The 25,360-nt window shown below is 47.3% G+C and carries 20 protein-coding genes; 6 read left to right on the top strand and 14 right to left on the bottom strand.

All coding sequences use genetic code 11. From position 1 onward, the window contains the following. Position 1 precedes the first annotated feature (1 nt). From E4V70_RS08390 to pheS, 5 genes are all read right to left on the bottom strand, one after another. A complete protein-coding gene (locus tag E4V70_RS08390; protein WP_122862657.1) occupies positions 2-1,672 on the bottom strand; it encodes a 30S ribosomal protein S1 in 1,671 nt (556 codons plus the stop codon). A gap of 135 nt (positions 1,673-1,807) precedes the next feature. Next, positions 1,808-2,638: a 4-hydroxy-3-methylbut-2-enyl diphosphate reductase gene (locus tag E4V70_RS08385; RefSeq protein WP_122862656.1), complete on the bottom strand. Its 831-nt coding sequence runs from the start codon at positions 2,636-2,638 to the stop codon at positions 1,808-1,810. After that, the gene (aroA, locus tag E4V70_RS08380; protein WP_122862655.1) at positions 2,628-3,902 is read right to left on the bottom strand and encodes a 3-phosphoshikimate 1-carboxyvinyltransferase; all 1,275 of its coding nucleotides are present in this window, start codon (positions 3,900-3,902) and stop codon (positions 2,628-2,630) included. Before aroA ends, E4V70_RS08385 begins: the two co-directional genes overlap by 11 nt. Then, complete coding sequence (pheT, locus tag E4V70_RS08375; protein WP_122862654.1) at positions 3,899-6,232, bottom strand: phenylalanine--tRNA ligase subunit beta; 2,334 nt, start codon at positions 6,230-6,232, stop codon at positions 3,899-3,901. The genes aroA and pheT overlap by 4 nt, the downstream gene beginning before the upstream one ends. Beyond that, the gene (gene pheS, locus E4V70_RS08370; RefSeq protein WP_122862653.1) at positions 6,229-7,221 is read right to left on the bottom strand and encodes a phenylalanine--tRNA ligase subunit alpha; all 993 of its coding nucleotides are present in this window, start codon (positions 7,219-7,221) and stop codon (positions 6,229-6,231) included. The genes pheT and pheS overlap by 4 nt, the downstream gene beginning before the upstream one ends. 123 nt (positions 7,222-7,344) lie before the next feature. On the opposite strand from pheS, the gene E4V70_RS08365 reads away from it, so the two are divergent. Then, a complete protein-coding gene (locus E4V70_RS08365) occupies positions 7,345-7,698 on the top strand; it encodes a histidine triad nucleotide-binding protein (protein ID WP_122862652.1) in 354 nt (117 codons plus the stop codon). A 133-nt stretch (positions 7,699-7,831) separates the two neighbouring features. On the opposite strand, the gene argH is transcribed toward E4V70_RS08365, so the two are convergent. Continuing rightward, positions 7,832-9,226 (bottom strand): argininosuccinate lyase, encoded by a 1,395-nt coding sequence (gene argH / locus E4V70_RS08360; protein ID WP_122862651.1) that lies wholly within the window; start codon positions 9,224-9,226, stop codon positions 7,832-7,834. Between the two features lie 108 nt (positions 9,227-9,334). Here argH and E4V70_RS08355 point away from each other — a divergent pair, with 108 nt between their 5' ends. Continuing rightward, on the top strand, positions 9,335-9,742 hold the full coding sequence (locus E4V70_RS08355) for a cupin domain-containing protein (RefSeq protein WP_197730465.1): 408 nt from the start codon (positions 9,335-9,337) through the stop codon (positions 9,740-9,742). Positions 9,743-10,140: 398 nt separating this feature from the next. Here E4V70_RS08355 and E4V70_RS08345 read toward each other — a convergent pair whose 3' ends face one another. Continuing rightward, the gene (locus tag E4V70_RS08345; RefSeq protein WP_122862649.1) at positions 10,141-11,046 is read right to left on the bottom strand and encodes an AraC family transcriptional regulator; all 906 of its coding nucleotides are present in this window, start codon (positions 11,044-11,046) and stop codon (positions 10,141-10,143) included. 253 nt (positions 11,047-11,299) lie between these two features. Here E4V70_RS08345 and E4V70_RS08340 point away from each other — a divergent pair, with 253 nt between their 5' ends. The 3 genes from E4V70_RS08340 to E4V70_RS08330 are packed head-to-tail and all read left to right on the top strand — an operon-like array spanning position 11,300 to position 13,949. After that, positions 11,300-12,319, top strand: a complete 1,020-nt coding sequence (locus E4V70_RS08340) for an alpha/beta hydrolase (RefSeq protein ID WP_232037850.1) — start codon at positions 11,300-11,302, stop codon at positions 12,317-12,319. A 47-nt stretch (positions 12,320-12,366) separates the two neighbouring features. Then, positions 12,367-13,515, top strand: coding sequence for an iron-containing alcohol dehydrogenase (locus E4V70_RS08335; RefSeq protein ID WP_122862647.1), 1,149 nt, complete (start codon positions 12,367-12,369; stop codon positions 13,513-13,515). A 17-nt stretch (positions 13,516-13,532) separates the two neighbouring features. Next, positions 13,533-13,949 (top strand): cyclophilin-like fold protein, encoded by a 417-nt coding sequence (locus E4V70_RS08330; RefSeq protein ID WP_122862646.1) that lies wholly within the window; start codon positions 13,533-13,535, stop codon positions 13,947-13,949. A gap of 220 nt (positions 13,950-14,169) precedes the next feature. Here E4V70_RS08330 and E4V70_RS08325 read toward each other — a convergent pair whose 3' ends face one another. From E4V70_RS08325 to E4V70_RS08315, 3 genes are read right to left on the bottom strand one after another with little or no spacing between them, the layout of a single operon-like run. Continuing rightward, on the bottom strand, positions 14,170-15,573 hold the full coding sequence (locus tag E4V70_RS08325; RefSeq protein WP_122862645.1) for a CAP domain-containing protein: 1,404 nt from the start codon (positions 15,571-15,573) through the stop codon (positions 14,170-14,172). A 17-nt stretch (positions 15,574-15,590) separates the two neighbouring features. Next, a complete protein-coding gene (pckA, locus tag E4V70_RS08320) occupies positions 15,591-17,168 on the bottom strand; it encodes a phosphoenolpyruvate carboxykinase (ATP) (RefSeq protein WP_134482490.1) in 1,578 nt (525 codons plus the stop codon). 18 nt (positions 17,169-17,186) lie between these two features. Beyond that, positions 17,187-19,007 (bottom strand): biotin/lipoyl-containing protein, encoded by a 1,821-nt coding sequence (locus tag E4V70_RS08315; protein WP_122862643.1) that lies wholly within the window; start codon positions 19,005-19,007, stop codon positions 17,187-17,189. A gap of 109 nt (positions 19,008-19,116) precedes the next feature. Between E4V70_RS08315 and E4V70_RS08310 the strand changes: the two genes are divergently transcribed. Beyond that, positions 19,117-20,124 carry a hypothetical protein gene (locus tag E4V70_RS08310; RefSeq protein WP_122862642.1) on the top strand — a complete coding sequence of 336 codons (1,008 nt, stop codon included), beginning with the start codon at positions 19,117-19,119 and terminating at the stop codon, positions 20,122-20,124. A gap of 509 nt (positions 20,125-20,633) precedes the next feature. On the opposite strand, the gene E4V70_RS08305 is transcribed toward E4V70_RS08310, so the two are convergent. The 4 genes from E4V70_RS08305 to E4V70_RS08290 are packed head-to-tail and all read right to left on the bottom strand — an operon-like array spanning position 20,634 to position 25,360. Continuing rightward, entirely contained in the window at positions 20,634-22,064 is a 1,431-nt protein-coding gene (locus E4V70_RS08305; RefSeq protein ID WP_122862641.1) for a DUF4139 domain-containing protein, read from the bottom strand. 51 nt (positions 22,065-22,115) lie between these two features. Next, entirely contained in the window at positions 22,116-23,441 is a 1,326-nt protein-coding gene (locus E4V70_RS08300; protein WP_122862640.1) for a TRAP transporter large permease, read from the bottom strand. Then, a complete protein-coding gene (locus tag E4V70_RS08295) occupies positions 23,438-24,019 on the bottom strand; it encodes a TRAP transporter small permease subunit (protein ID WP_122862639.1) in 582 nt (193 codons plus the stop codon). The genes E4V70_RS08300 and E4V70_RS08295 overlap by 4 nt, the downstream gene beginning before the upstream one ends. Next, entirely contained in the window at positions 24,020-25,360 is a 1,341-nt protein-coding gene (locus E4V70_RS08290; protein ID WP_122862638.1) for a sodium-dependent transporter, read from the bottom strand.

The following is a 25,360-nucleotide window of genomic DNA, read 5'->3' as shown; positions in this document are numbered from 1 at the left end:
TTTACGATAGCTGCTCTTTGATAATGTCGCCCAAAGTAACTTTATCGTCGCTATTTATCTCGTTTAACACCTCGCGCTCTTTTTGTCTCGCAAGGCGTCTTACGCTTAGGCGGATTCTATTTTTCTTCTCGTCGATAAAGGCTATCGCGGCTTCAATATTATCGTTTATGTTTAGACTTTCAGCGCTTACGCTACCGAGGTCTTCTTTGCGAATGAGCGCATCGACGTTATCGCCAAGTTCTACAAATACGCCGAAATCTTTAATATCGCGAATTTTGCCCGTCACGATGTCGCCTACGTTAAATTTCTTCGCATAAGCTTGTACCGGACTTTGTTTTAGATCTTTTTGGCTAAGCGAAATTTTTTGCTCGTTAGAGTCGATTTTGATGATTTTGACCTCAATCTCATCGCCTACTTTAAATAAATCTTTGCACTTGTCGTTTCTATCCCAAGAAGCGTCTTCGTTGTGAAGCAAACCCTCTACTCCGCCGATTCTAACAAATGCGCCAAAATTCGTCACGCTAGTAACTACGCCCTTAGTAACGTCGCCTTCTTTAAATTTGGCCTTAAATTCGTCAAACGGTTTTTTGAGTAGATTTTTTAGGCTCACTCTTAAGCGGCGATCTTTCGCATCTATCTCGATAACCTCGACGTCAAGCTCCTCGCCCTCGCTGATGTGATCTTTTGGATTTTTGATATTTTTATCCCATGAAATTTCAGAAATGTGCAAAAAGCCCTCTATATCATTGCCAAGATCGACAAATGCGCCGTAAGGCTCTATGTTGCTAACCGTTACTTTTATAGTGTCGCCCACTTCTAGACCGTCTTTTATCTCATCCCAAGGATCGGGAGTTGCAGCCTTGATAGATAGAGACAGGTGCTTCTTCTCATTATCGTATTTGATAACTTTTACTAAAACCTTATCGCCCTCTTTGTAGATAGAGCCAGGATTTACCGGTCCTTTATAGCTTATCTCGCTGTAGTGTACGAGTCCGTCTACTCCGCCCACATCTACAAACATGCCGTAGGTAGTGATTTTCTTAACTATACCCTCTATTACGTCCGTATTTTCAGCGACTGCGGATATCGCTTCTCTTTTTTTCTTTCTATCTTCGTCGAGTAGTTTTTTTCTCGACACGATGATGCTTTGCTCGTCTTTGTCTATCTTTATGACTTTTACTTTAAAAGACTTTCCGATTACAGCATTATCTTCTCTGAAGCCGCTTTGTGAGCGAGGCAAGAAAAACTCGATACCGTCATTATTTTGAGCAACAAAACCGCCTTTGTTTTTACCGATTATTTTTACGTCGAATACGTCTTGATTTTCTTCGTTATATGAGTCTATGTAAGCTTTTACTTTTTCTTTTCTAAGCGCTTTTTTGTGAGAAACGATAGGCTTGCCGCCTCTTGAACCGGTTATTACGACTTTTATCGTGTCGCCAGCTTTAAATTTAAGCTCTCCGTTTTCGTCTTGGATCTCGGAAATATTTAAAATTCCCTCTGATTTTTTACCGACGTTTACAAAAACCTCGTCGCCTTTAATATCGACGATTATTCCGTCGCTATCTTCTTCCGTCTTTCTAAAAGACTCCTCTAACATCGCGGCAAAATCGTCGTCTTCGATACCGTCGTTTGCCTTACTAAGCTGAACTTTTTTGTTCACCGCAGCCATCTTGTTCCTTTTGTATATATTTTGCTTTTAACACAATTAGACTTAATTTTACTTAATATTAACTTATTTGTAGATTAACTTGCGAAATTTCAGGGTCAAATTTAAAATTTTGTTTAAAAAAGTAATGCTTGTTTATTAAATTTGAAAGCTCTCTAGTTTATCAACAACTTTTTGGATAATCCAATCGGGCGTAGACGCTCCGGCGCTCACTCCACAGAGTTTTTTCCCCTCAAACCACGCGCGCTCTAGCTCTAGTTCGTTTTCCACGAGATAGCTATCCTCGCAGGCGGTTTTTGAGATGAGATAGAGCTGTTTTGTATTTGAGCTGTTTTTGCCGCCGATTACGACCATTACGTCGGCTCTAACGGCTAAGTTTTTAACCGCTTCTTGGTTTTCAAAAGTAGCATTACAAATCGTGTTAAAAACGCGCACTTCTTTTACGCGTAGCATCAAATAATTTACGATTTGCATAAATTTTTCAACCTTGCGCGTCGTTTGGCTGATGACGGCTACCTTTTGCGCTAGTTTTACGCCCTCTAGCTCGCTTTCTTCTAGTACGACGAATACCTTACCGACGGCATATGATTTCACGCCCTTTATCTCAGGATGTTTTTCATCGCCGAAAATCACGATGTCGTAGCCCTCTTTGCTCATTTTCTCGCAAATTTGCTGAGGTTTGGTGACAAAAGGGCACGTCGCGTCGATCACCTTTATATCGCTTTTTTTTAGCTCGGCCAGGTCGCCCTTTGTGATACCGTGCGTACGTATGATCGCCTTTTTTTCGCCGTCGATTTCATTTATGCCTTCAAGCGTTTTAACGTTAAAATTTTTATTTAGGCGGTTTATCTCGTCGTTATTATGTATGATAGGACCGATAGTTACGGCATCTTTGGCGTTTTCGGCAATTTTTATAGCGCGCTTTACGCCAAAACAAAAGCCGTAACTGCTAGCAAGCTCAATCCTCAACGCTAGCTCCCAGTTGTCTTAAAATCCCGCTAAAATTCGGAAACGAAGTCGCGATAAATTCGCTCTTTTCTATAACCATTCCGCATTTTAACCCAAGTACCGCAAAGCTCATCGCGATACGGTGATCGCCGTTGCTATCGATGATGGCACAGTTTGCCTCGCCGCCTTTTACGCTAAAGCCGTCTTCAAATTCTTCGACTTCAAGCCCGCATTTTCGCAGCCCTTGCACCATGATAGCGATGCGGTCGCTCTCTTTTACGCGAAGTTCTTTTGCGTTTCTCACGCTACTAGTGCCCTGTGCATTTGCAAATGCGATGGCAAGTGCTGGCACCTCGTCGATTAGCCACGAGATATTTTCGCTCACGTCCACGGCCTTTAGCGGCGCATGCTTTATCTCGATCTCGCCGATACTTTCGTATGTGCCGGAAGTCTCTTTAAACGTTACTTGCGCGCCCATTTTGGCTAAAATTTTAAAAGCCTCCACACGCGTTTTATTTAGCAGCATATTTTTTAGCACGATGTGAGAATTTGGGATTATCGCTGCGGCTACGGCAAAGAAAAACGCCGAGCTAGGGTCGTTTGGGACGCAAATTTCAAGCGGTTTTAGCGGCGCATTCATCGGTTCAACCTTGACGCCATGCGGTAAAATTTGCAGGCTCGCTCCCATGCCTTTTAGCATGCGCTCGGTGTGATCGCGGCTAAGCTCGGGTTCGCTAAGCTCGCAGCCGTTTGACTTTAGTCCAGCCAAAATCAGCGCCGATTTTACCTGCGCGGAAGCGATTTTGCTATCAAATTTAAAATGCTCCAGCTTCTTGCCGCGGATCGCCAAAGGCGCGTGATCTCCGCCGTTTGCGCCGTCTATCTTTGCCCCGACGCTGATCAGCGGTTTAGCCACGCGCGCCATTGGACGACGATTTAAAAACTCGTCTCCGCTTAGCACGAAAAAACCCTCGCTAGCAGCCAAAAAGCCCATAAAAAGCCTCATAGCCGTGCCCGAGTTTCCGCACTCTAAAACAACGCTAGGCTCTTTTAAATTTGCGCTCGGAGTTATGATTAGCTCGCCCTCTTTTTCCTCGATACGAGCGCCTAAATTTTTTACGATTTCTAGCGTATTTAGCGTATCCTCGGCCTTTAGATAGTTTTTCACGCGGCTTGGTTTATCGCTCAAAAGCGAAAATATCGCGCATCTATGCGAGATAGATTTATCGGCCGCTATGTTCTCCAGGCTCGCGCTTATCGGCGTTCTTAATGCGTAAACTTTCATCTTAGTCCGATATTTAAATTTTGCTTTAAAGCGTCCAAAATTTTATCCATTATCGCCGCTACTTCCTCGTCCTCAAGCGTTTTTTGTATATCTTGGAAGTTAAATTTGACGCTGAGACTCACGTCGTCTCCGAGCTTATCGTCCGAATATATATCAACCGGAGAAAATTCTTTTAGACACTCGATTTTTAGCGCGTTTATACACTCTTTTATCGCTTCAAATTTCATGGTTTTAGGCACGATTAGGCTTAGGTCTCTGCTGATAGCCGGGAATTTCGAGTAGGCTTTGACGACCGCGCTATCAAATTTAAGCTTTTCAAACTCTATCTCGCAAAGATATGTCCGCGGCAGGTCGCGCGTTGCCTCGACTCGCACGTCCACGCGGCCGATATAGCCCACGCAAAGGCCGTTTTGGTAGATTTTCGCTTGTTCAAATTCGCTTAGATATTTTACGTCGTCGCACGCTTTTAGCTCAAATTCGCCGATCGCGTTTCTAACCGCCGTAGCAAAGCCCAAAAAGTCGATATCGGCAGGCTTTGCACCGTTTAGCAGGCTAGGCTCTCTCGTTAGTCCGCTAGCTACGAAGCCAAATCTCTCGCTTTGCTCGCCGCTCTGGCTAAATACGCTACCGAATTCAAAAATTTTGACCGATTTTCGCTGATTTTTGACGTTTCGCTCGGCCGATTTTAGCAAGTGGTTTGCAAGCGTCGGCCTTAGCGTGTTTAGTTCGCTATTTATCGGGTTGGCTATCTCGGCCTTACAAGGCGCAAAACCGAGTGCGGCTAGCTCGCCGGCATCGTCAAATACATAATGCACGCTCTCGAAAAACCCGGCTGCGGCGGCTTTTTTACGCAAATTTAGCGCGTTTTTGTAGTCGGTAAAAGTATCGTTTATGCGGTTTGCTTCGCTGAAATTTAGCGGCTTTGAGGCGATATTATCAATACCGACCATTCGCACGATCTCCTCGCATACGTCCTGCGCATTTACGATATCGTGGCGAAATAACGGCACTTTCACGTTCGCACCCTCTTTTTCGGCGTTAAAAGTTAGGCTAAATCCAAGCTTTTTAAGTATCCTCACGACGTCGTTTTGTGCGACTTCTTGACCGATCATTTTTTGCATTTCGCTCATCGTAAAGCTCACGACCTTTGGTTCGCGCGTCATCACGCTTTGCTGAGAGCCCGCATAAAGCGCAACCGATTTTAGCGCGGCTAGCTGTTTAAATAAAAAATCGGCTCCAGAACCTACGTTTGGCTCGCTACCTCTTAGCGAGCGGTAAGCTTGCGCTTGGCGCGGCATTTGCTTATCCTCGTAAACGGTTGTCGCGATGACTTGAGGATCGGTGTAGCTAGCCTCTACTATGATTAGTTTGCTGTTTTCGTCAAGTCTAGCCGCATCCGTCTGATACACGCCGCCAACGCCCAAAAGCTCGCCGCCGGCTAAAATTTCAGTCGCCAAATTTGCGCCCTTTTGCAGATCAAAAACAGCGCGCTCGTCGTCCTTTTTGAGCTTGGCGTAGTCATACGCGCTAAACAGCACGCCGGTTGAATGCGTAGCGTAGTCTAGCAGACGCTCGATGCGGTTTTGTTTATCACATTCGATCAGCGCCAAACGGATCTTCATCAGCAAATTTTCATCAAAATACTCTTTTATCTCAAAAGCGCGGTACTGAAAACTGCTTTGTAAATTTTCCTCGGCGTGGATAGCCAAGATACGCCCGATACCAAGCAAATTTTCGCCCTCTTCGTATCTGGCGGCATCTTTTAAAGGCAGATCAAGCGCGGCCGACAGATCCCTCGCTACGCCGTAAACGCTCAGGCAGTCGCCGCGGTTTGGCGTTAGCTCGATCTCGATAATATCGTCGTTTAGTAGCGGATATTCGCAAATTTCCTTACCTAGTTTTAGCTCGCCGATACTTTCATCTAGTGACATTATGCCGTCGTTTGTTTTTACGAGGCCTAGCTCGACGGATGAGCAGATCATACCGTTTGACTCGACGCCGCGCAGTTTTGCCCTCTTTATCTCTAGGCCGCTTGGCATAACGGCGCCTGATAGCGCCACGGGCACGAACTGTCCGGCCTCGACGTTTTTCGCGCCGCAGACGATTTGTAGCGTCTCGCCGCCTACGTCCACTTGGCAAACGCTTAGTTTCTCGGCGTTTTCGTGTTTTATCTTGCTTTTTACGTAGCCTACGACGATATTTTTAGGTACCCTGATCTCTTTAAAGCTATCGACCTCAAGCCCGATCGAATTTAACGTCTTTAGTAGTGTTTCGCTCGTTACGTTTGAGATATCTAGCCATTCGCTTAGCCAATTTCTTGAAATTATCATTTAAACTGCTCCAATAATCTTAAATCTCCCTCGAAAAGCGAGCGCAAATCAGGAATTTGATGAAGCAGCATCGCAAATCTCTCGACCCCAAGTCCAAATGCGTATCCGCTCACGTTTTTGTAGCCGACGGCCTTAAAGACGTTCGGATCGACCACGCCGCATCCTAGTACCTCGAGCCAGCCCGTTTGCTTACACACGCGGCATCCGTCGCCGTGGCAGAAGATACAGCTGATATCGACCTCCGCGCTAGGCTCGGTAAACGGGAAAAAGCTAGGGCGAAAGCGCACTTTAACGTCGCCGAACATGTATTTTAAGAAATTTTCAAGCATTGATTTTAAATTTGCGAAACTCACCGCGCCGCCCTCCTCCACCACGAGGCCTTCTACCTGATGGAACATCGGCGTGTGCGTTAGATCCATATCGCGGCGAAATACAGTTCCGGGCGCTATCATGCGAATCGGCGGCTTTTTGCTCATCATTGTGCGCACCTGCACGGGGCTAGTGTGCGTGCGGAGCAACCTAAAATCCTTAAAATAAAACGTATCTTGCATATCGCGCGCAGGGTGATATTTAGGTAAATTTAGCGCCTCGAAGTTGTGAAAATCATCCTCTATAAGCGGTCCCGTCTCGAGCGAGAAATTTTGCATCATAAAGTACTCGATGATCTTATCCATCGTAGCCATTACTGGGTGCAGCGCGCCCGCGCCGCTTGGCTCGTTAAATAGCGTGATGTCGATGGCCTCAGCCTTCATTTTGGCCTTTATCTCGCAGCTTTCAAGCTCGGTTTTTTTAGCCGCTAAAAGCGCTTCAAATTCGTCTCTTAGCTTGTTTAAATTTGCCGCAAATTCCTTCTTGGCCGCTTCGTCCATATCCTTAAGCTTAGCAAACTCCGACGTGATCGCGCCCTTTTTGCCCAGTAGCGCGACGCGAATCTTGTCTAAATCCGCCAAATTCCCGCATTTTGCGATACTTTCTCTATACTCTTGCAAGTTTTTACCTTTATTGAATTTTAGGATAGATTGTAGTCAAAATTTGATAAAATCTGCCTAAAAGGCGGGAAATTTTAACTTTTACTTGTTATAATTAAGCCAAATTTTAACCAGGAGAAAATCATGACGATATTTGAAAAAATCGTAGCGGGCGAAATACCTTGCAACAAAGTGCTGGAAAACGACAAATTTTTAGCCTTTAACGACATAAATCCAAAGGCTCCGATTCATATTTTGATCATCCCGAAAAAACACTTTGAAAATTTCCAGGAGATGGACGGGGTGCTGATGGGCGAGATGACGAAATTTATCCAAGAAGTCGCGGTGCTGATGGGCGTAGATAAGAGCGGATACCGCCTAGTCACAAACTGCGGCGAAAACGGCGGTCAAGAGGTCATGCACCTGCACTTTCACCTGCTAGCGGGGGCAAAGCTTGGCTGGGTGGATACTGCGACAGATCCGCAAAGCACGTTTTAAATTTTAAATTTACGCTCGAAATTTGAGCGTAAATTTGACTTAGCGAGCTAACCGCAAGCACGGCAAGCTCGCTAAACCTCCAAAAAGACCGCCGCTTTTGCTAAGTCGAGCGGTCAAATTTGACTCCTTAAATTTACCCTTTCAACCACTCGTTTAAAATTTCAATCTGCGCCGCAACGCTCTCATTTGCCGTGCCTCCTTGCGACTTGCGTGCCTCTTTGGAGGCGTTTAGATCAAGAAATTTAACCGCGCCAGCGTCCAAACTTTCATCCACGCTAGCAAGCTGCTGCACATTTAGCTCGCTCAAATCCAGGCCCAAATTTTCCGCATACGCCACGGCTTTGCCCGTGATGAAGTGCGCCCGGCGAAACGGTACGTTTTTCTCCCGCACGAGATAATCCGCCAGATCGGTCGCCGTGAGGTGCCCGCGGCGCGTCATCGCTAGCATATTTTGCTCGTTAAATTTAGCCGTTTTTAGCATCTGTTTTAAAATTTCAAGGCTCGCAAGCGCAGTGGCGACGCTATCAAAAACACCCTCCTTGTCCTCTTGCATATCCTTGTTGTATGCTAACGGCAAGCCCTTCATCACCGTTAGCAGCGCGACGAGATTGCCGTTTACGCGCCCCGTTTTGCCGCGGATTAGCTCGGCGACGTCGGGGTTTTTCTTCTGCGGCATGATCGAGCTGCCCGTACTGTAGGCGTCGCTGATCGTGATAAAGCCAAACTCCTGCGAGCTCCACAAGATGAGCTCCTCGCACAGGCGCGACGCATGCGTCATCAGCACGCTTACGTTAAACAAAATCTCCAGCGCGAAATCGCGGTCGCTGACGCTATCCATCGCGTTTGGCGTCACTCCCGCAAACCCCAGCTGCTGCGCGACCAGCTCGCGATTTATAGGATGCGGCGTACCCGCAAGCGCGGCGGAGCCTAGCGGACAGAGGTTATTTCGCTCGCGCGAGCTGGCAAAGCGCTCGTAGTCGCGGCGAAACATAAACGCGTAAGCTAGCAGATGATAGGCAAGGCTCACGGGCTGGGCGTGCTGAAGGTGCGTGTAGCCTGGCATCAGCGTGTCCGCGTGCTCGCTAGCTATATCTCGCAACGCGGCGACTAGCTCGCGAGTTTTTTCGGCGATCGTAGCGCCGCTTTTAAGCACGTAGAGACGAAAATCAAGCGCGACCTGATCGTTTCTGCTGCGCGCGGTGTGTAGCCTACCGCCAAGATCGCTTCCGATGAGCTCGCTTAGGCGCTTTTCGACCGCCATGTGGATGTCCTCGTCGGCGGTTTTAAACTCAAATTTACCGCTTTTTATCTCTTCAAACACGGCGTCAAGCCCCGCGACGATCTTTTCGCTCTCCTCAGGCTTTAAAATCCCGCAAGCACCCAGCATCCGAGCGTGTGCCTTGCTGCCTGCGATATCCTCCTGCCAAAGCGCCCTGTCAAAGCCGATCGAGGCGTTAAACTCCTCCAAAAGCTCGCTACTCTCACCGCTAAACCTACCCGACCACATTTTTTTTGGATTTTCTTGCATCGTTTTTCCTTTTTGCGCTAAATTTTGACTTTGATTTTAGCTCAAATCCACTTAAATTTCACGCCGTATTCACTCTGCGCGGCTAAAATGAACGAAAAAGGAGCAAAAATGAAAAAGCGAATTTATCACGTAAGCGAGGTCGCAAAGAGCGGAGAAAAGGCGATAAAAACGGTATTTTGCGAGACGGACGCCACTAGTTGCGCAGTCTGGGTCGTGCGAGCCGGTCAAGAGGTCGCGGTACACACGCACACCACAAGCGACGACGTGTGGGTGTGCTTGCAAGGCGAGGGCGTATTTTATCTTGCAAAAAAGACGGACGAGCTTTTAGATAACGGCGAACAAGTAAATTTTAAAAGCGAGCGATCTTGTCGATACAAGCAAATCTCGGTCAAAAAGGGCGACGTGGTGATCTCGGCTAAGGGCGAGTGTCACGGCATGAAAAACACCGGTAAGGAGGATTTTATCTTTATCAGCGTTATCACGCCGTTGCCCGCTGATTACGTGGCGCTGGGGTAAATTTAAGCTAGCAAGAGTGGGGCTTATCGCGTGGGAAATGAAAATTTGTAGCATTTTGGGTATTTGTTGATTTTTACTGCGTGTAAATTTGACAAAAGCACATAGCGGCTGAAATTTTAAAAATTTACGGCGGCAAGCTAAATTTGACGCCGATAAATAACGCCGAAGCTATCGCAGTGCACGGCGATAAATTTGAAATTTTAGGGCGCTAAATTTAGATGCGCGGCGCTCTAAGAGCGCGTTAAATTTAGAAAAACGGCGTCTGAAATTTTACGCGTTAAAGCCTACGTAAAATTTTAAAATTTAAAACGGCGACGTCTGAAGCGAGCTAAATTTGGCGTCAAATTTAAGCAACTTTCGCCCGCCCTTTCGCCGTCAAATTTAGATCAAATTTAAATTTACGCCACCCCAGAACGTAAAATTTCGCTATGAATTTTAGGCGGTACGCCAAACATCCTTGCGTATTCGCGGCTAAACTGCGATGCGCTCTCGTATCCGACGTCAAAAGCAGCCTGCGCAACGCCGATCTTTTTGGTCGCTAGCAGGTTTTTGGCCTCTTCTAGGCGGATCTTTTTTTGAAAAGCTATGGGACTTAGCGAGGTTACGATTTTGAAGTTATGATATAGTGAAGACTCACTCATATCGCATTCGCGCGCGACATCTTTCATATTTAGCTTTTGCGAAAACTCGTTTTTTATCTTTGCTACGGCTTTTGAAATTTTATTTGAAACGCTGCCTTGCATCGCAAATTTACTTAAAAAATAGCCGCTTTTATCGTTTGTTGCGAGCGTGTAAAGTATCTCTTTTTTAGCAAGGTCTGAGAGAAATTTGACCTTCTCTTTCGGCTTTTCTAGTAGCCAGACAAACCTCAAAACAGGCTCTAAAATTTCATCCGTTAGCTCGCCAAAGAATATGCCTTTTTCGCTTTTTTGTAGGTTCTGCTCTTTTACGTCCACGCCTTTTAGCACTTCATAGACCTCATCAAGGCTAAATTTAATGCGAAGCGAGATGTAGGGTTTCTCTTTTGAAGCGTCTGTTAGGCTTACATTTAACGGTACATGAGTAGAAGCTAGCGCATAAGTCTGCTCGTCGTATCCGTGCATATCATCGCCAAAGCCGATCGCCTTTGCTCCTTGCAGTATTATGCACAATGACGGCTCATAAACCGCGCTGATAAAATCATGCGTTTTGTCGCTGATATAAAAATCAAGCGAGTCGATGTCGCTGCGCTCTAGGCAGTTTACGCCGCATCTATCTAATAAAAACTCTTTTGTCTGCTCTTTTAGTAAATTTACATCAGCCATTTCACTCTCCGAATCAAATTTTGTGAAATTATACAACTTTTTAGAAATTTTGCAGGATTAGGCATGAAATTTAGAGGATCGTTCTAACGTAAAATTTAAAATACAGATATAATGTACCCCAACAAAACGGTATGCGGGACAAGGAAAGTCCAAAGCTCGCCAAAATATCAAAAAATTTAAAGGAGAAGAGGTGAATCTTAAGAAATTTGCGGCGACGCTTGTAGCGTCAAGTTTTATTTTAGGAGGCAATGCAATGGCAGGTACGAATGTAGTAAAATCACCGCTAGAGGCGGTATCGATGGTAAGCGAGTGGGACAAAGTTTTCGCTAAAAGCGATAAGGTAGATCACAAGAAAGTTAAATTTAAAAATCGTTACGGCGTGGAGATCGTCGGCGATCTTTATACGCCTAAAAATTTGCATGGTAAGGCTGCCGCGATCGCAGTTAGCGGACCTTTTGGCGCGGTCAAAGAGCAATCAAGCGGCCTTTACGCCCAAACTTTAGCCGAGCGCGGCTTTATCACGCTTGCCTTTGATCCAAGCTACACCGGAGAGAGCGGCGGCGAGCCAAGAAATTTAGCAAGCCCTGAGATAAACACTGACGATTTTAGCGCTGCGGTGGATTTTCTAGGCACCCAGAGCAATATAGATCGAGGTAAGATCGGCATTTTAGGCGTATGCGGCTGGGGCGGTTTTGCTCTAAACGCATCTCTTGCCGATCCTCGCATAAAGGCGGTTGCAACCAGCACGATGTATGATATGACGCGAGTGATGGCAAAAGGCTACAACGATAGCGTGGGCGCCGATGAGAGATATGAAACTAAAAAGAAGCTAGCCGAACAACGCTGGGTCGATGCTAAAAATGGCAAACCGGCATATACTGGTGCGATAAACGTTGATCCAAAAAAGGTAGATGCAAGCACGCCGCAGTTTATCGCTGAATATGCGGACTATTACCGCACGCCGCGCGGATATCACAAACGCTCTGTAAACTCAAACAGCGGAGAGAGCGGCTGGATCGTCACAAACCCTATCTCGTTTATAAATATGCCAATCCTTGTCTACGCTAGCGAGATGAGAACCCCGACTCTTATCGTAGCCGGCGAGAAAGCGCACTCAAGATACTTTAGCGAGGACGCTTTTAAATCTCTTGGCAACAAAAATAAAGAGCTAGTTATCGTCCCTGACGCCGTGCACACAGATCTATACGACAATAAAAACAATAAGATCCCATACGATAAATTTGAGGAATTTTTCAAAGCAAATTTGAAATAAACCGCTGCCCCTGCACCTTGCGGGGGCAAATTTAAAAAAGAAAAACAATGGAAAATTTTACATTTTATAACCCGGTAAGAATAGAATTTGGCAAAGGCAAAGAAGCTCATATCGGCGAATATATGAAAGAATTTGGAGCTAAAAAAGCCCTTGTGCTATACGGCAGCGAGCGCGTAAGAAAGAGCGGACTGCTTGGCGTAGCTACCGATAGTCTAAAAGCAAACGGCATCGAATTCATAGGGTTTGGCGGCGTTAAGTCAAACCCGGTACTAAGCAAAGTAAACGAAGCGATCAAAATAGCCCGTGAATTTGGCGCCGATAGCGTGCTGGCCGTTGGCGGCGGCTCGGTGCTAGACTCTGCAAAGGCAGTCGCTGCCGGAGCTAAATATAGCGGCGACGTGTGGGACTTTTTCGTAGGTAAAAATCCGGCCGAGTCGCTTATGGTATTTGACATCATCACGCTAGCGGCAACTGGCTCTGAGATGAATCAAAACGGCGTCGTGACCAACGAAGCGGCTAAATTAAAGCTTCATCTGGGCGCGCCGTGCCTTTTCCCAAAAGTATCTGTCGTAAACCCGCAGCTACAAGCCACCGTCAGCCGCGACTATCTAGTTTATAGCGCAAGCGATGTTATCGCGCACAGCATCGAGGGCTATTTCACGGCTATAAACTATCCGCTAATCGCCAGAATGCAGGTAGAAGCAAACATCAAAACCATCATCCGTACGACCGAAATTTTACTCGCAAACCCTGATGACTACGATGCTAGAGCTGAGTTTGCCTGGGCTGCGACGATGGCGCTAAATGGCATAACCATGGTCGGTACCTCAGGCATCGAGTATCCAAATCACATGATCGAGCATGCGATGAGTGCGGTAACGGACTGCGCGCACGGAGCTGGACTAAGTGTGGTTATGCCTGCGTGGATGAAGTGGTATAAGGATAGAAATTTAGGCGTATTTGAGCGTTTTGCGAGAGAAATTTTTGGGCTTAAAACCGCAGATGAGGGCATAGAGGCGCTAAAAGCGTGGTTTGACAAAATAGGCACTCCAACAAGACTATCGCAGCTAAAGATAGATAGCGAGACGCTTATAAATGAGATCGCGGGTGTTGCCTATGAAAACGCAAAGGCGTGGGCGATGCAAGAGCTCTATCCAAAGAAAAATATCGCTCAAATCCTCGAACTGGCAAAATAAATTTAAAGTGAGTAAAAATGAGAAAAACTTTAGCCGTCTTTATGCTTTTTGCGGGGTTAAATTTGGCAGCAGGAGAGAAAATGCAAAATTTAAAGATAGTCCTAAAGAGCTCTAACGGCGAAGCGACGGCTATCTTAGACGATACGGCAGCGGCAAGGAGTTTTGCCGCACAGCTGCCGCTAACGCTAAATTTAGAGGACTACGGCGGACGCGAAAAGGTAGCTAAGCTGCCAAAACAGCTTGATACAAGAGGCGCTCCGAGCGGCAGCGACGGCAAAAAAGGCGAGATCTCATACTTTGCTCCGTGGAATAACTTTGTCATCTACTACGGCTATCAGCCCTACTATGAAGGCATCGTACGCCTGGGCGTGATCGAGGGCGATGTGAGCTCGGTCGCAAAAGACGGGCAGATCAGGATAGAACTAGCAAGATAAACTCGCCGTAGCCGCAAAAGCGATAAATAATAAACTTTATTTCCGCTCCTCGCGCCAAACTTTTTTATAGTCGCAGCACTATCCACGCGGCGGCGGATATAAGCGTAAATTTTGGCATTTATACGCTCATACGAAGGTTTTACGTCGTTTAGTTGCAGATACGCAAGTCGGTAAAATTTATAAATAGTTAAGCGCGGCGGACTTATTATATAGTCCGAATTTACCGCCTCATCTTTCTGCCGATTAGCGCAAAAATCACTATCACGCCGGCGATCATCACTCCCGCCTTCACGTAAAACGCCCTCCTCTCGCGCACGGCTTCTGGCGAGCTGGTTTTGAGCCGCACCTTGACGCTCATGCCGCCCGCCACGATACTTAGCGTATCGCCGGCCATGCCTTTTAGCTTCACGCTTAGCGTGTTCGTGCCGCTTTGTGCGACCGTAGGCATCATAAAGCCCGAGGCTTTGTAAGAGTAGCGCGTCATGAGGTCGTTGCAGTCTTTGGGGCGGAAAAATATCTCGTAGGTCTTATCCGCATCCACGCCCAGCACGTCGCCGTCTCGCGCGTCGAAATATGGATTTTGCGGAGTTTTGGTTTTAAAGCTCCATTTTATCTGCTTTACCTGCGCGCCCGCGTTTTGGGCGCTTTGATTTCGCGCGCCTGCTTGCTCGTAGCTAAAAACCGCCTCGTACTGCGCGCCGAAGTCAAAAACCTCCCGCGAAAAAGCCGCGAACTGCTTGGAGGAAAATTTAGAATTTATATCGTTGGCGCTCGTGATGACGTGCAAATTTTGGATCTTTCGCCCATCTTTAAATATCTCAAAATCCTTAAATTTTACCTCGCTTGCATTTGCGTTAAACTCGATACTGACGGGACTTGCCGTGATCTTGCACTCGGGGAAGGGGTCCGGGATCTCGCCGCTAAAATAGGGCGTCACTGCAGTAGCGTCGGGAAATTTGACAAAAGGCTTGCTAGAGCCGGTGAAATTATCAAATTTGGCGTCTTTTATTTTTAGATTTTTATCTGCGCAGACGTTGGTATAAAACCGCCCCGCGCCCGTATCGCTCGCACCCTTAGCGCAAAAGGCGTTAAGCCTAGAGTTGCCCATCTCAAAGACGAAGGCGTTAAATTTATCCTTGGACGCGAGCGCGTAGCCGACCTCATCGACGCTCAAATTTAAAAACGCAAATCGGTGATAAATCGCCGAAAATAGCCCGTCCACCGCCTCTTTAAAGTCGCTTTTATAAGCGATGTTTTCAAGCACTAGAGTTGATTTGTAGCCCACGGCTAGAGCTCTGTCGGCCGGAGTCGCGCCGCTAAATTTAGCTCGTCCTGCCGTCTCGTCGTGGCCCATGTATTCGTTTTGGGCGCTATACTCGGCGTGATTTTTGGCGGCTTGGCTTAAAATTTGATTTTGTCTTAGGCTGGAGAGTCCCGAGCCTCGGCGGTACTCGTTTAGATACGCGACCGCGTCGGAGTCCGGAACGAAAGAAAACTCGGGCTGCTTGGCGGACTTTAGCGCGGAGCTTTGGCTTTGTCCTCCCAAAATATCGCAACCCGAAAGAAAAAAGGCGCAGGCTAAAAGGCTAAATTTAAGCCCGCGTTTTACAGAGTAAAATTTCAATCCCGCGCCCTTTAAATTTAAGCCGTAGGGCCCGCTTTTGCGTATTCTACGCCCTCTTTTACGTCCTCGTAGCGTTTAAAATTCGCCTCAAACATACCCGCTAGCTTATCTCTAGTCGCGACGTATTCGTCCTTATTTTCCCACGTATTGATCGGATTTAGCAGCTTCGTCTCGACGCCTGCGAGCTCTTTTGGGATCGCGAGGTTAAATTTCTCGAAATTTTCAAATTCGCACTTTTTGATGCTGCCGTCAAGGATCGCGTTTATGCACGCGCGCGTGGCTTTGATGCTCATTCGCTTGCCCACGCCGTACGCGCCGCCGCTCCAGCCTGTGTTTACGAGATAGACGCTGACATTATGCTTGTCGATCTTTTCGCCCAGTAGCTTAGCGTAAACGGTCGGATGCAGCGGCATAAACGGCTCGCCAAAGCACGCGCTAAAGGTTGCCACCGGCTCGGTGATACCGCGCTCGGTGCCCGCGACTTTTGCCGTGTAGCCGCTTAGGAAATAATACATCGCCTGCTCTTTGGTTAGCTTTGCGACCGGCGGCAAAACGCCGAATGCGTCGGCTGTTAGGAAGATTATGTTTTTTGGATGGCCGCCCGCAGAGCTTGGCTCGTAGTTATCGATATGATAGATCGGGTAGCTAACGCGGGTGTTTTCGGTCTTGCTACCGTCTTTGTAGTCTACTACGCCCGCCTCGTTGGCGACTACGTTTTCAAGCAGCGCGTCGCGTTTGATAGCGGCGTAAATTTCAGGCTCGCTGCTCGGATCTAAATTTATGCACTTCGCGTAGCAGCCGCCCTCGAAGTTAAATATCCCCTCATCGTCCCAGCCGTGCTCGTCATCGCCGATTAGCTTGCGGTTTGGATCTGTAGAGAGCGTCGTTTTGCCCGTGCCGCTTAGGCCGAAAAATAATGCCGTATCGCCCTGCTTGCCCACGTTTGCCGAGCAGTGCATGCTTAGCTTGCCCTCAAGCGGCAGCCAGTAGTTCATCATAGAGAAAATTCCTTTTTTCATCTCGCCGCCGTACCACGTACCGCCGATAACGGCGACGTTTTCCTCGACGTTAAAGATAACGAAAACGTCGGAGTTTAGCCCCTGCTCTTTGCACTCTTCGTTTTTGCATTTGCACGCATTGAAAACCACGAAATCAGGGCTAAATTTAGCTAGCTCCGCCTCGTTTGGACGGATGAACATATTTTTTACGAAATGCGCCTGCCATGCGACTTCGGTTACGAAACGAACCGATTTTTTGCTCTTTTCGCTCGCGCCGCAAAATGCGTCTTGGATAAAGATTTCCTTGCCGCTTAGCTGGGCTTTGGCTTTGGCTAAAAGCTTGTCGAAAAGCTCTTTTGAGATAGGCTGATTTACCTTGCCCCACGCGATGTATTTTTGGCTCGGGTCCTGCTTTACGAAGTACTTATCCTTTGGGCTGCGACCCGTAAATATGCCAGTATCGACCATAAAAGTGCCGTTGCTTGACACGCGTCCCTCGCCCATCGCCTTTTCAAGCTCGAAAAGCTCGTCGTAACTTAGGTTGTGGTTGATTTTTTTGATGTCCTTAAGACCTAATTTTTCTATTTCGTTTACCATTTTTCTTCCTTTTTTGGATTAAATTTTCGCTAAAATTTGACCGTTTGCTACGGTTTGTCCTTGCTGTACCTCGATAGACGTTACCAGCCCGTCTTTTGGGGCATTGACGTCTATTTCCATCTTCATAGCCTCCAGCACAAACATCCTTTGTCCCTTTTTCACGCTATCGCCCACTGCGACTAGGATTTTGAACACGTTTCCCGGAAGCGTGCTTTTAACCGGCTCACCGCTGCCGCCGGTCGTTTTGGCCGGAGAGAGCTCCGGAGGCGGCATATGCGCTACGCTTGCGGGTTTTACGCTTTTTATCTCGGCTTTGCCGTCTGCGTCCGCGACCTCGACGTCAAATTTCTTGCCATTTACGGTGACGCTGTATTTTTCGTTTATCGGAGTTTTCGCGCGAGGGGTCGGCGCGCTCGTTTCGCACGTATTTGTCGATTTTTTTCGGATATTTACCTTGCCTTCGCCTTTTAGAAACACGATGCCCTTTTCTTTGCACGCCGCAGCGATAAAGATATTTTCCTCGCTAGGCTCGATGCCCTCTTTTTTAAGCAGCTCGCGCGTAAATTTAAGCGACTTGCTCTCGTCTTTATCCGCGATATCCATGGCATGCTCTTTGGTCGGTTTTAAGCTTAACTGCTCGCTAGCTAGCTTAACCACGCTCTTGTCGGGCTCTACGGGCGTCTTGCCGAAGTAGCCTAGCACCATTTTACCGTAGCCCTCGGCGATCTTTTTCCACGGGCCAAACATTACGTTATTAAACGCCTGCTGGAAATAAAACTGACTAACCGGCGTCACGCTCGTGCCGTAGCCGCCCTTTTGCACGACTTCGCGCATCGCTAGGATGACCTCGGGGAATTTATCCAAGATATTATTATCGCGCATCATTTGGGTATTTGCCGTTAGCGCGCCGCCCGGCATCGGGCTAAACGGGATGAGCGGGCTAACCTGCACGGCTTCGGGCGGCAGGAAATAATCTTTCAAGCATTCGCCGAGTACGCTTTCGTATTTTAGAATTTTCTCCACGTCAAGTCCGCCCAGATCGTAGTTTTTGCCCTTAACGGCATGCAGCATCGTTAGGATATCTGGCTGGCTGGTGCCGCCGCTAACGGGGCTTGCGGCTAGATCGATGCCGTCTGCGCCCGCTTCTAGAGCGGCCATATAGCAAGCGACGCTAACGCCTGCGGTTTCGTGGGTGTGGAGTCTGATGTGGGTATTTTGCGGGAGGAGTTTGCGAGCCATTTTGATGGTCTCATATACTTTTTGCGGGCTAGAGGTGCCGCTGGCGTCTTTGAAACAAACGCTGTGATACGGGATGCCCGCGTCTAAAATTTCGCGCAAAATCCGCTCGTAAAACGCCACGTCGTGCGCGCCCGAACAGCCCGCGGGCAGATCCATCATCGTGACGACCACTTCGTGCTTTAAGCCGTGATGAGCGATACGTTCGCCGGAAAATTTTAAATTTTCCACGTCGTTTAGCGCGTCGAAGTTTCGTATCGTGGTCGTGCCATGCTTTTTAAAGAGCTTCGCGTGCAGATCGACTAGCTCGCGGCTGCCCGTGTCTAGCGTCACGGTATTTACGCCGCGGCTTAGAGTTTGCAGGTTTGCCTCGGGCCCGACCGTTTCGCGAAATTTATCCATCATCGCAAACGCATCTTCGTTCAAATAAAAATAAAGGCTCTGAAATCGCGCCCCGCCGCCAAACTCAAAGTGCGTTATGCCGGCCTCTTTAGCCGCGCTAACCGCGGGTAAAAAATCAGCCATCGCCACGCGCGCGCCGAAAACCGACTGAAAGCCGTCTCTAAAGGTAGTATCCATAACGTCTATAAATTTTTTCGCCATTTTGCCGCCTTATAAAATTTCAAAATCGTGCTAATTTTACCTTGTTTTAGATTAAGTGGATATAATAAAATCAAAGCATTATCACAAAAATGTTTAACGAGGGGAGCAAATGCAAGAGCGCACGCTAGAAGAGCTTTATAAAAAGCTAAAAAAATTTGATAAATTAGCCGATAAGGAAGAGTTTTTATTTAACGAGATAAGAGACGCCGTAGATGCGCGGGATTTGGCGTTTGCCGCGCAAATTTGCGACTTTGTTTTAAACGACGAATTTGAAAAATTCGGCGCGTTTTTAAGAACCAGAGCGCTAATGTGGCTCACGGACTATATCGCGCAAAATTTAAAAGAAAACGAGAACGAGTATCCGAATTTTGACGACTTTGCGGACTGCCTGTGGAAATTTAAATGGATCGTCTCGGGCGTCGCCAAAAGCTCCATGATAGAAAAGGAGCTCATAGACGAGGCAAACGAGGCGATGGCGTTTTACTACGAGCGCATGGAGATCTCACTGGCCTCATACTACAAGGCCTTGATGAATCAAAACATAGACATGGGCGATGCTAGAGAAGCGAAGGCAAACTACGAGCTGTGGAAAAAGCTCGCCAAAGACGATATGAATGATTGCGAGGCATGCGAGGCTAGCGATGAGATCGCGTATTTAAATTTTGCCGGCGAGCATGAGGCCGCGCTGGAGCTTGCCGCGCCGATACTCTCGGGCGAGCTAACCTGCGGCGAAGTGCCTCACACGACCTACACGCCGATACTTTTTAGCATGATTAAAACAGGCAAGATAGAGGAGGCGAAAACCCTGCTACCCAAGGCCGCGGCGACGATCGAGTCAAATCCTCGCGTCATAAATCAGATCGCGCCGCTAATCGAGATCGCCGTTAGGCTGGATGAGCGCGAGACGGCGTTAAGCTTAGCTCGCAAACACTCGCACGCCATACTCGATAGCAACGACGATCTGAACGACCTGCGATTTTTCATCGCAGTTAGCGCGTTTGGCGAAGAGAACGACTACAAGATAGCTCTAGAGATAGCGGGCAAATTTGACGCTAGAAACGGCAACACATACTACTCGGACTACCTGAACGAATTTTACGCCGAGTTTGGTTTTTAGCTGTTGCAGGTTAAATTTGACTGGTAAATTTGGAGTTAAATTTATAAAATTTGACGCGCTGAGACCAGCATCTTGAAAACTCAAAAATTTGGTTTTTAAATTTGACGCTATACGTTTAAATTTCTCTAAACAGAAATAATTCTTTGGAATCGTCTTGCTTCTTTATTAAGGGGGAAGGGGCTTGAATTACGAGGTCGCTCCCTTCCCCCTTAACGGATCCCCCAACCCCTACGACGTGAGAGGTTGCTGCACTGCGTGCAGGTTTAAATTTGACGCTTTCGCGCCGCAGGTTTAAATTTGCATTTTCAAGGCGCAGGTCTCGGTAGCTTAAATTTGCAAATTTGACTTCAAATTTGAATAGTAAAAGTTAAGGCGAAGTATCGCGAGATGATTTTTCGAGTTTTGAAGCAAAATTGAGCGTGCGCTAGGCATATAGCCTGCGGAGCGAAAATTTTGCGAAATCTCGGAAAAGCGCTCGCGAGACAAGCCGCAACAAGAAATTTACAATCTTATTCGCTCGGCTTAGTTAGCTCATAGGAGAAATTTATCTCCTTGCTCTCATTTGGTTTGAGCGCAAATTTCCACGTTACTTTGCCGTCTTTACCGATCTCGTTTTCTTTCGGATCGTTTTTCACGCTCACGCTTACGCTCTCGTGCGCGCTGACGGGCACTTGCTCCTCTAAAACCACGTCCCATGCGAGTTTAGAGCCGTTTTTGATGCTGTATTTATACCCGCGCGAGATCTTGTTTTTCGAGCCGAAAAACGACTCTTTCGTATATTCGCCGTTAGCTTCTTTTTTTACGCTAACAAGCTCGTTTTTGCCGAAAAACTCCTTTGCCTCCTCGCCGGCGGCGTAGCCTACGTATCTTTTGCCGATATTTATACCGTCAATCTTAAACTCGCTTTGCGCGCCCTCTATGCTTCGCTCAGGCTTAAACGCGGCTCTAACGAACGCGCCTGCGCTGCCGTAGCCGTCGATGACGAGGTCAAATTTAGCATCCAAACTCTGCTTGTCGTAGGCAAAGTCCGCCGTTTCGTCCGCTTTTAGACTCACGCCCTCTATGCGCCACGCGTTTGCGAGCGCGTTTTGCTCGTTGATTGACTGCACGTCTTTGACGCTATTTTTCTTTGCGTATGCCTTTCGCGGCGCCATATCGGCACTAGCCTCCATCATCGGCGCGGCCGCCAGCGGTATCATATTTCGCGGCGCCGGCTTGCCTTCGTAGCGCGGATAAAACGGAGCGGGCGTCAAATTTGACGAGTAGTAAAACGGATAAAGCGCGATAGTAAGAGAGTTTAAATCTATACCCAGCGGATTTGTCACGGTTAAATTTTGCGAGATTTCGACCTTGCCTTTTGCGACGTCGGCATGGATTTTATTTTTTAAATTTACGTTAACGCCCACGGGATAGGAGATCTTGACCTGTTTTGGGTCGCATTCGAATTTCAAATCAAGCTTTTGAAAATTTTTAACCTCGGCCGCGTTCATTTTCTTTTTCAGCTCGTCGATTTGCTTTTTGGTTTGCGAAATTTGGGCTAGGTTTTTTAGCACCGCTTCGTAAAATTTATCGCCGTCGGCGTCCAAATTTGCGACGCTTTGCTCTTTAAAAGCCGGAAAATTATTTAAAAAAGCGTTTTTGGAGTTTAGCGCGTTTAGCTTGTCGTTTAGCTCCTCAAGCTCTTTTTCGTTTTGCTTAAATTTAGCGTAGGCCTCGTTTTCTGCGGGCTTTGCTTCGTTTAAATTTAGACTTAGCAGCTCGCACGACGCGGCCACGTCGATATCCTCAAGCTCGACGAAATCGGGCAAATTTAGGCTAAATTCGCTTTTTTGATTGCTAAAGTTTTGATGTATAAATGAGGCGTTTTTGTAGATTTCTATCAGGTTGCTTTCGGCGCTCGCGATCAGGGCAAACGCCGAAACTAAGGCTATTTCTCTCATTTTCTCTCCTTTGGGTGAATTTAAGAGATTATAGCCTTACAAAGATAAATTTTAGCCTAGCAAGATAATCGTAAAGATGATCAGAACTAAAATTTGTATCGCGATAAAAGGCACCACGCCGCGGTAGATGTCAGAGGTCTTGACCTCTGCCGGTGCCACGCCTTTTAGGTAAAAGAGACTAAAGCCAAACGGAGGCGTGAGAAACGAAGTCTGTAAGTTCATCGCGATAACGATAGCAAAATATAGCGGATTTATGCCTAAATTTACGGCAATCGGCGCCAAGATCGGCAGCACGATATACGAAATCTCGACGAAGTCTATAAAAAATCCTAGCGCAAAAATCGTAATCATAGCTAAGATAATAAAACCCCATTTTTCGCCCGGCAAATTTGACATCACTTCCTCAACGATCTCGTCGCCGCCGATGTAGCTAAACACCATCGAAAATGCGGTCGCGCCGATAAGGATGGTAAAGACGACGGCCGTGGTTTTGACGCTCTCTTCAAGCGCTTCTTTTAGCATTTTAAACGAAAAAGTCCTGTAAAAAACAGAAAGCAAGATCGCGCCCACGCAGCCAAACGCCGAACTCTCCGTCGGCGTAGCGATGCCTTCGAATATCGAACCAAGCACCAGCACGACAAGCACCAACGGCGGCAAAATTGCAAGGATAGCGTTTAAAATTTGCTTTGATTTAGGCACGTCGCTCTCTACGACGACGGGCGGCGCGTAGTCCTTTTTGACGTAAGAGACGATGAGGATATAGGCTATATAAGCGCCCACGAGCGCAAGACCCGGATATATCGCCTCGCGGAAAAGATCACCCACAGGCACCGTAAATACGTCGCCCAGGATAATCAAAACGATCGAAGGCGGGATGATCTGTCCAAGCGTACCAGAAGCGCAGATAGTACCGCAGCCTAGAGCCTTGTTGTAGTTGTACTTTAGCATAACGGGCAAGCTCATAACGCCCATAGCTACGACGCTAGCGCCCACAACGCCCGTAGATGCGGCTAGTAGCGCGCCCACTAGCACGGTGCTGATCGCCACGCCACCGCGAATCTCGCCGAATAAAAACGCCATACTCTCGAGCAACCTCTCGGCTAGCTTGGTCTTTTGTAAAATAATACCCATAAAAACGAAAAGCGGTACGGCGATGAGGATTTTATTTTCCATTATCGAGTAGATGCGGTAAGGCATAAAGTTAAAGGTCTCTTTAAAAATCTCAAGCCCGCCCATAAAGCCGTTGCCGTCGCCAAAGCTCTCGACCATACCGCCGATGAGTCCGAAAATAACGGCTATCGCGCCAAACGTAAATGCGACGCTAAATCCGATAGCAAGCATAAAAAGTGCGGCTAAAAACATTACTATGCCGGTCATTTTCCCTCTCCTTGTTGCGCGGTTTTGCTTAAATTTGCGTCAAATTTGCCCGTCTCGCTTAAATTTGACCGAGCATCCAGATAGACGTTTAGCCACTTTATAAAGTATCCGACGCTAAAAAATATAAGTAGCCAGAAGCTAAACGGTATAAAGGCCTTGATAACCCAGCGATACGGCAAGCCGCCCGGATCTGCGCTACCCTCGCCGCTCTCGTACGCCTCCACGACGTAGTCCCAGCTCAGCCACGCGACCAAAAGCGCAAGCGGTAGGATAAAAAGGATAACGCCCGCCATATTTATAAGCGCTCTTTTTTTTACGCTCATCTTTTCGTAAAATATATCCACTCGCACGTGTGCGTCGTCTTTTAATGCGTAGCTCATGCCAAGCAGGATGATGATGCTAAAAAAGTGCCACTCAAGCTCTTGGAGGCCTACGTTGCCGTATTTGAAAAAATATCTCGCCGTGACGTTAAAAAAAACGTCCGCGATCATCAAAAACATCACGAGTACGCAGGCATAACCCGCGATGTCGCCTAATTTACCGAAAAATCGCTCTACTTTTTTTAAATTTCGTTCCATTTAACTCCCCAAAATTTGTCTTATCATTATCGCCAAAATGCAAATCGGCGCAACGAATCGCAGTAAAAAATACCAAATTTCAAAAACCGCCCTACCCATATACGGCAAAAATAGCTCCTCTAGGCTGCGTCTTTTCATAGCGTAGCCGACAAATACCGCGATCACGATACCGCCCAGCGGTAGCATGATATTTGAGCTAAGATAGTCTAAAACGTCAAAAAATCCCTTGCCGAAAAACGTGAGCGCGTCTTTAAATTCGGCGATATTTGAAAGCGCGCAAAGCGTGCCTAGGCAGTAAACGCAAACGCCAACGATCGCGATAGCGCGCAGGCGAGGGATCTTAAACTCGTTTATGAGATAAAAAACGAGCGGCTCGACCATCGAGATAGCCGACGTAAGCCCCGCAAAAATAAGCGCGGTAAAAAATATAAAGCTTAAAACATTCCCCATCGCTCCCAGCTTAGCAAACAGCGTAGGCAGCGATATAAACGCAAGTCCCACGCCCTGGCTAGGCTGCTCGCCGTACTCGAAAACGAATGTAAAAACGATGAGTCCGATGACGACACTAACGATGATGTTTAGCGCCACGACGTAGAGCGAAGAGGTGAAAAGATTGGTCTTGTCATCCAGGCTCACCGAATACGTAGCTATCGCTCCGATACCCACGCACATCGTAAAAAACGCAAGCCCCAGAGCTACAAACACCGCCTCGCTCGTGATCTTAGAAAAATCAGGCACTAGCAAAAACTCCGCCGCCTGCGAAAATCCGCCCATCTGCATCGAGTAAATCAGCATAAAAATAAGTAGCAAGAAAAGCGTCGGCAAAAGCCATAAATTTATGCGCTCGATGCCGCCTTTTATGCCCTTTGAGAGGATGAAAAAATAGGCCGCGAACGCGATGCTAAAGTATAAAATTTGGCCCGAGATATCAGAGCTTATAAATTTGCCGAAATTTTCGCCCGAAACCGCGATACTTTGCGGAAGTTCGCCAAGAGATAAGACCGAGTACCTAATAACCCAGCCGATGATGACCGTATAAAACGACGCAACCAAAACGCCCGTTATCATTATGACGCCGGCATACCCCCAAAATTTGCCGTTTTTAGGGGCGAGCGAGCGAAAGGCATTAACTGGATCGGCGTTTGAAATTTTGCCCATCGCCATCTCGGCAAAAAATATACTCAGCCCAACCGCAACGGCAAAAACAAGATACAAAAGCACGAACGCCGAGCCGCCGTTTGCGCCGACCATATATGGAAATTTCCACGCATTGCCAAGCCCGATCGCAGCACCCACGATGGATAATATAAATCCTATTTTAGAAAATTTATCGCTTGCCAC

The sequence above is a fragment of the Campylobacter showae genome (assembly GCF_900699785.1).
Taxonomy (GTDB): Bacteria; Campylobacterota; Campylobacteria; order Campylobacterales; family Campylobacteraceae; genus Campylobacter_A; species Campylobacter_A showae_D.
This window is presented reverse-complemented; position numbering and strand designations above follow the sequence as displayed.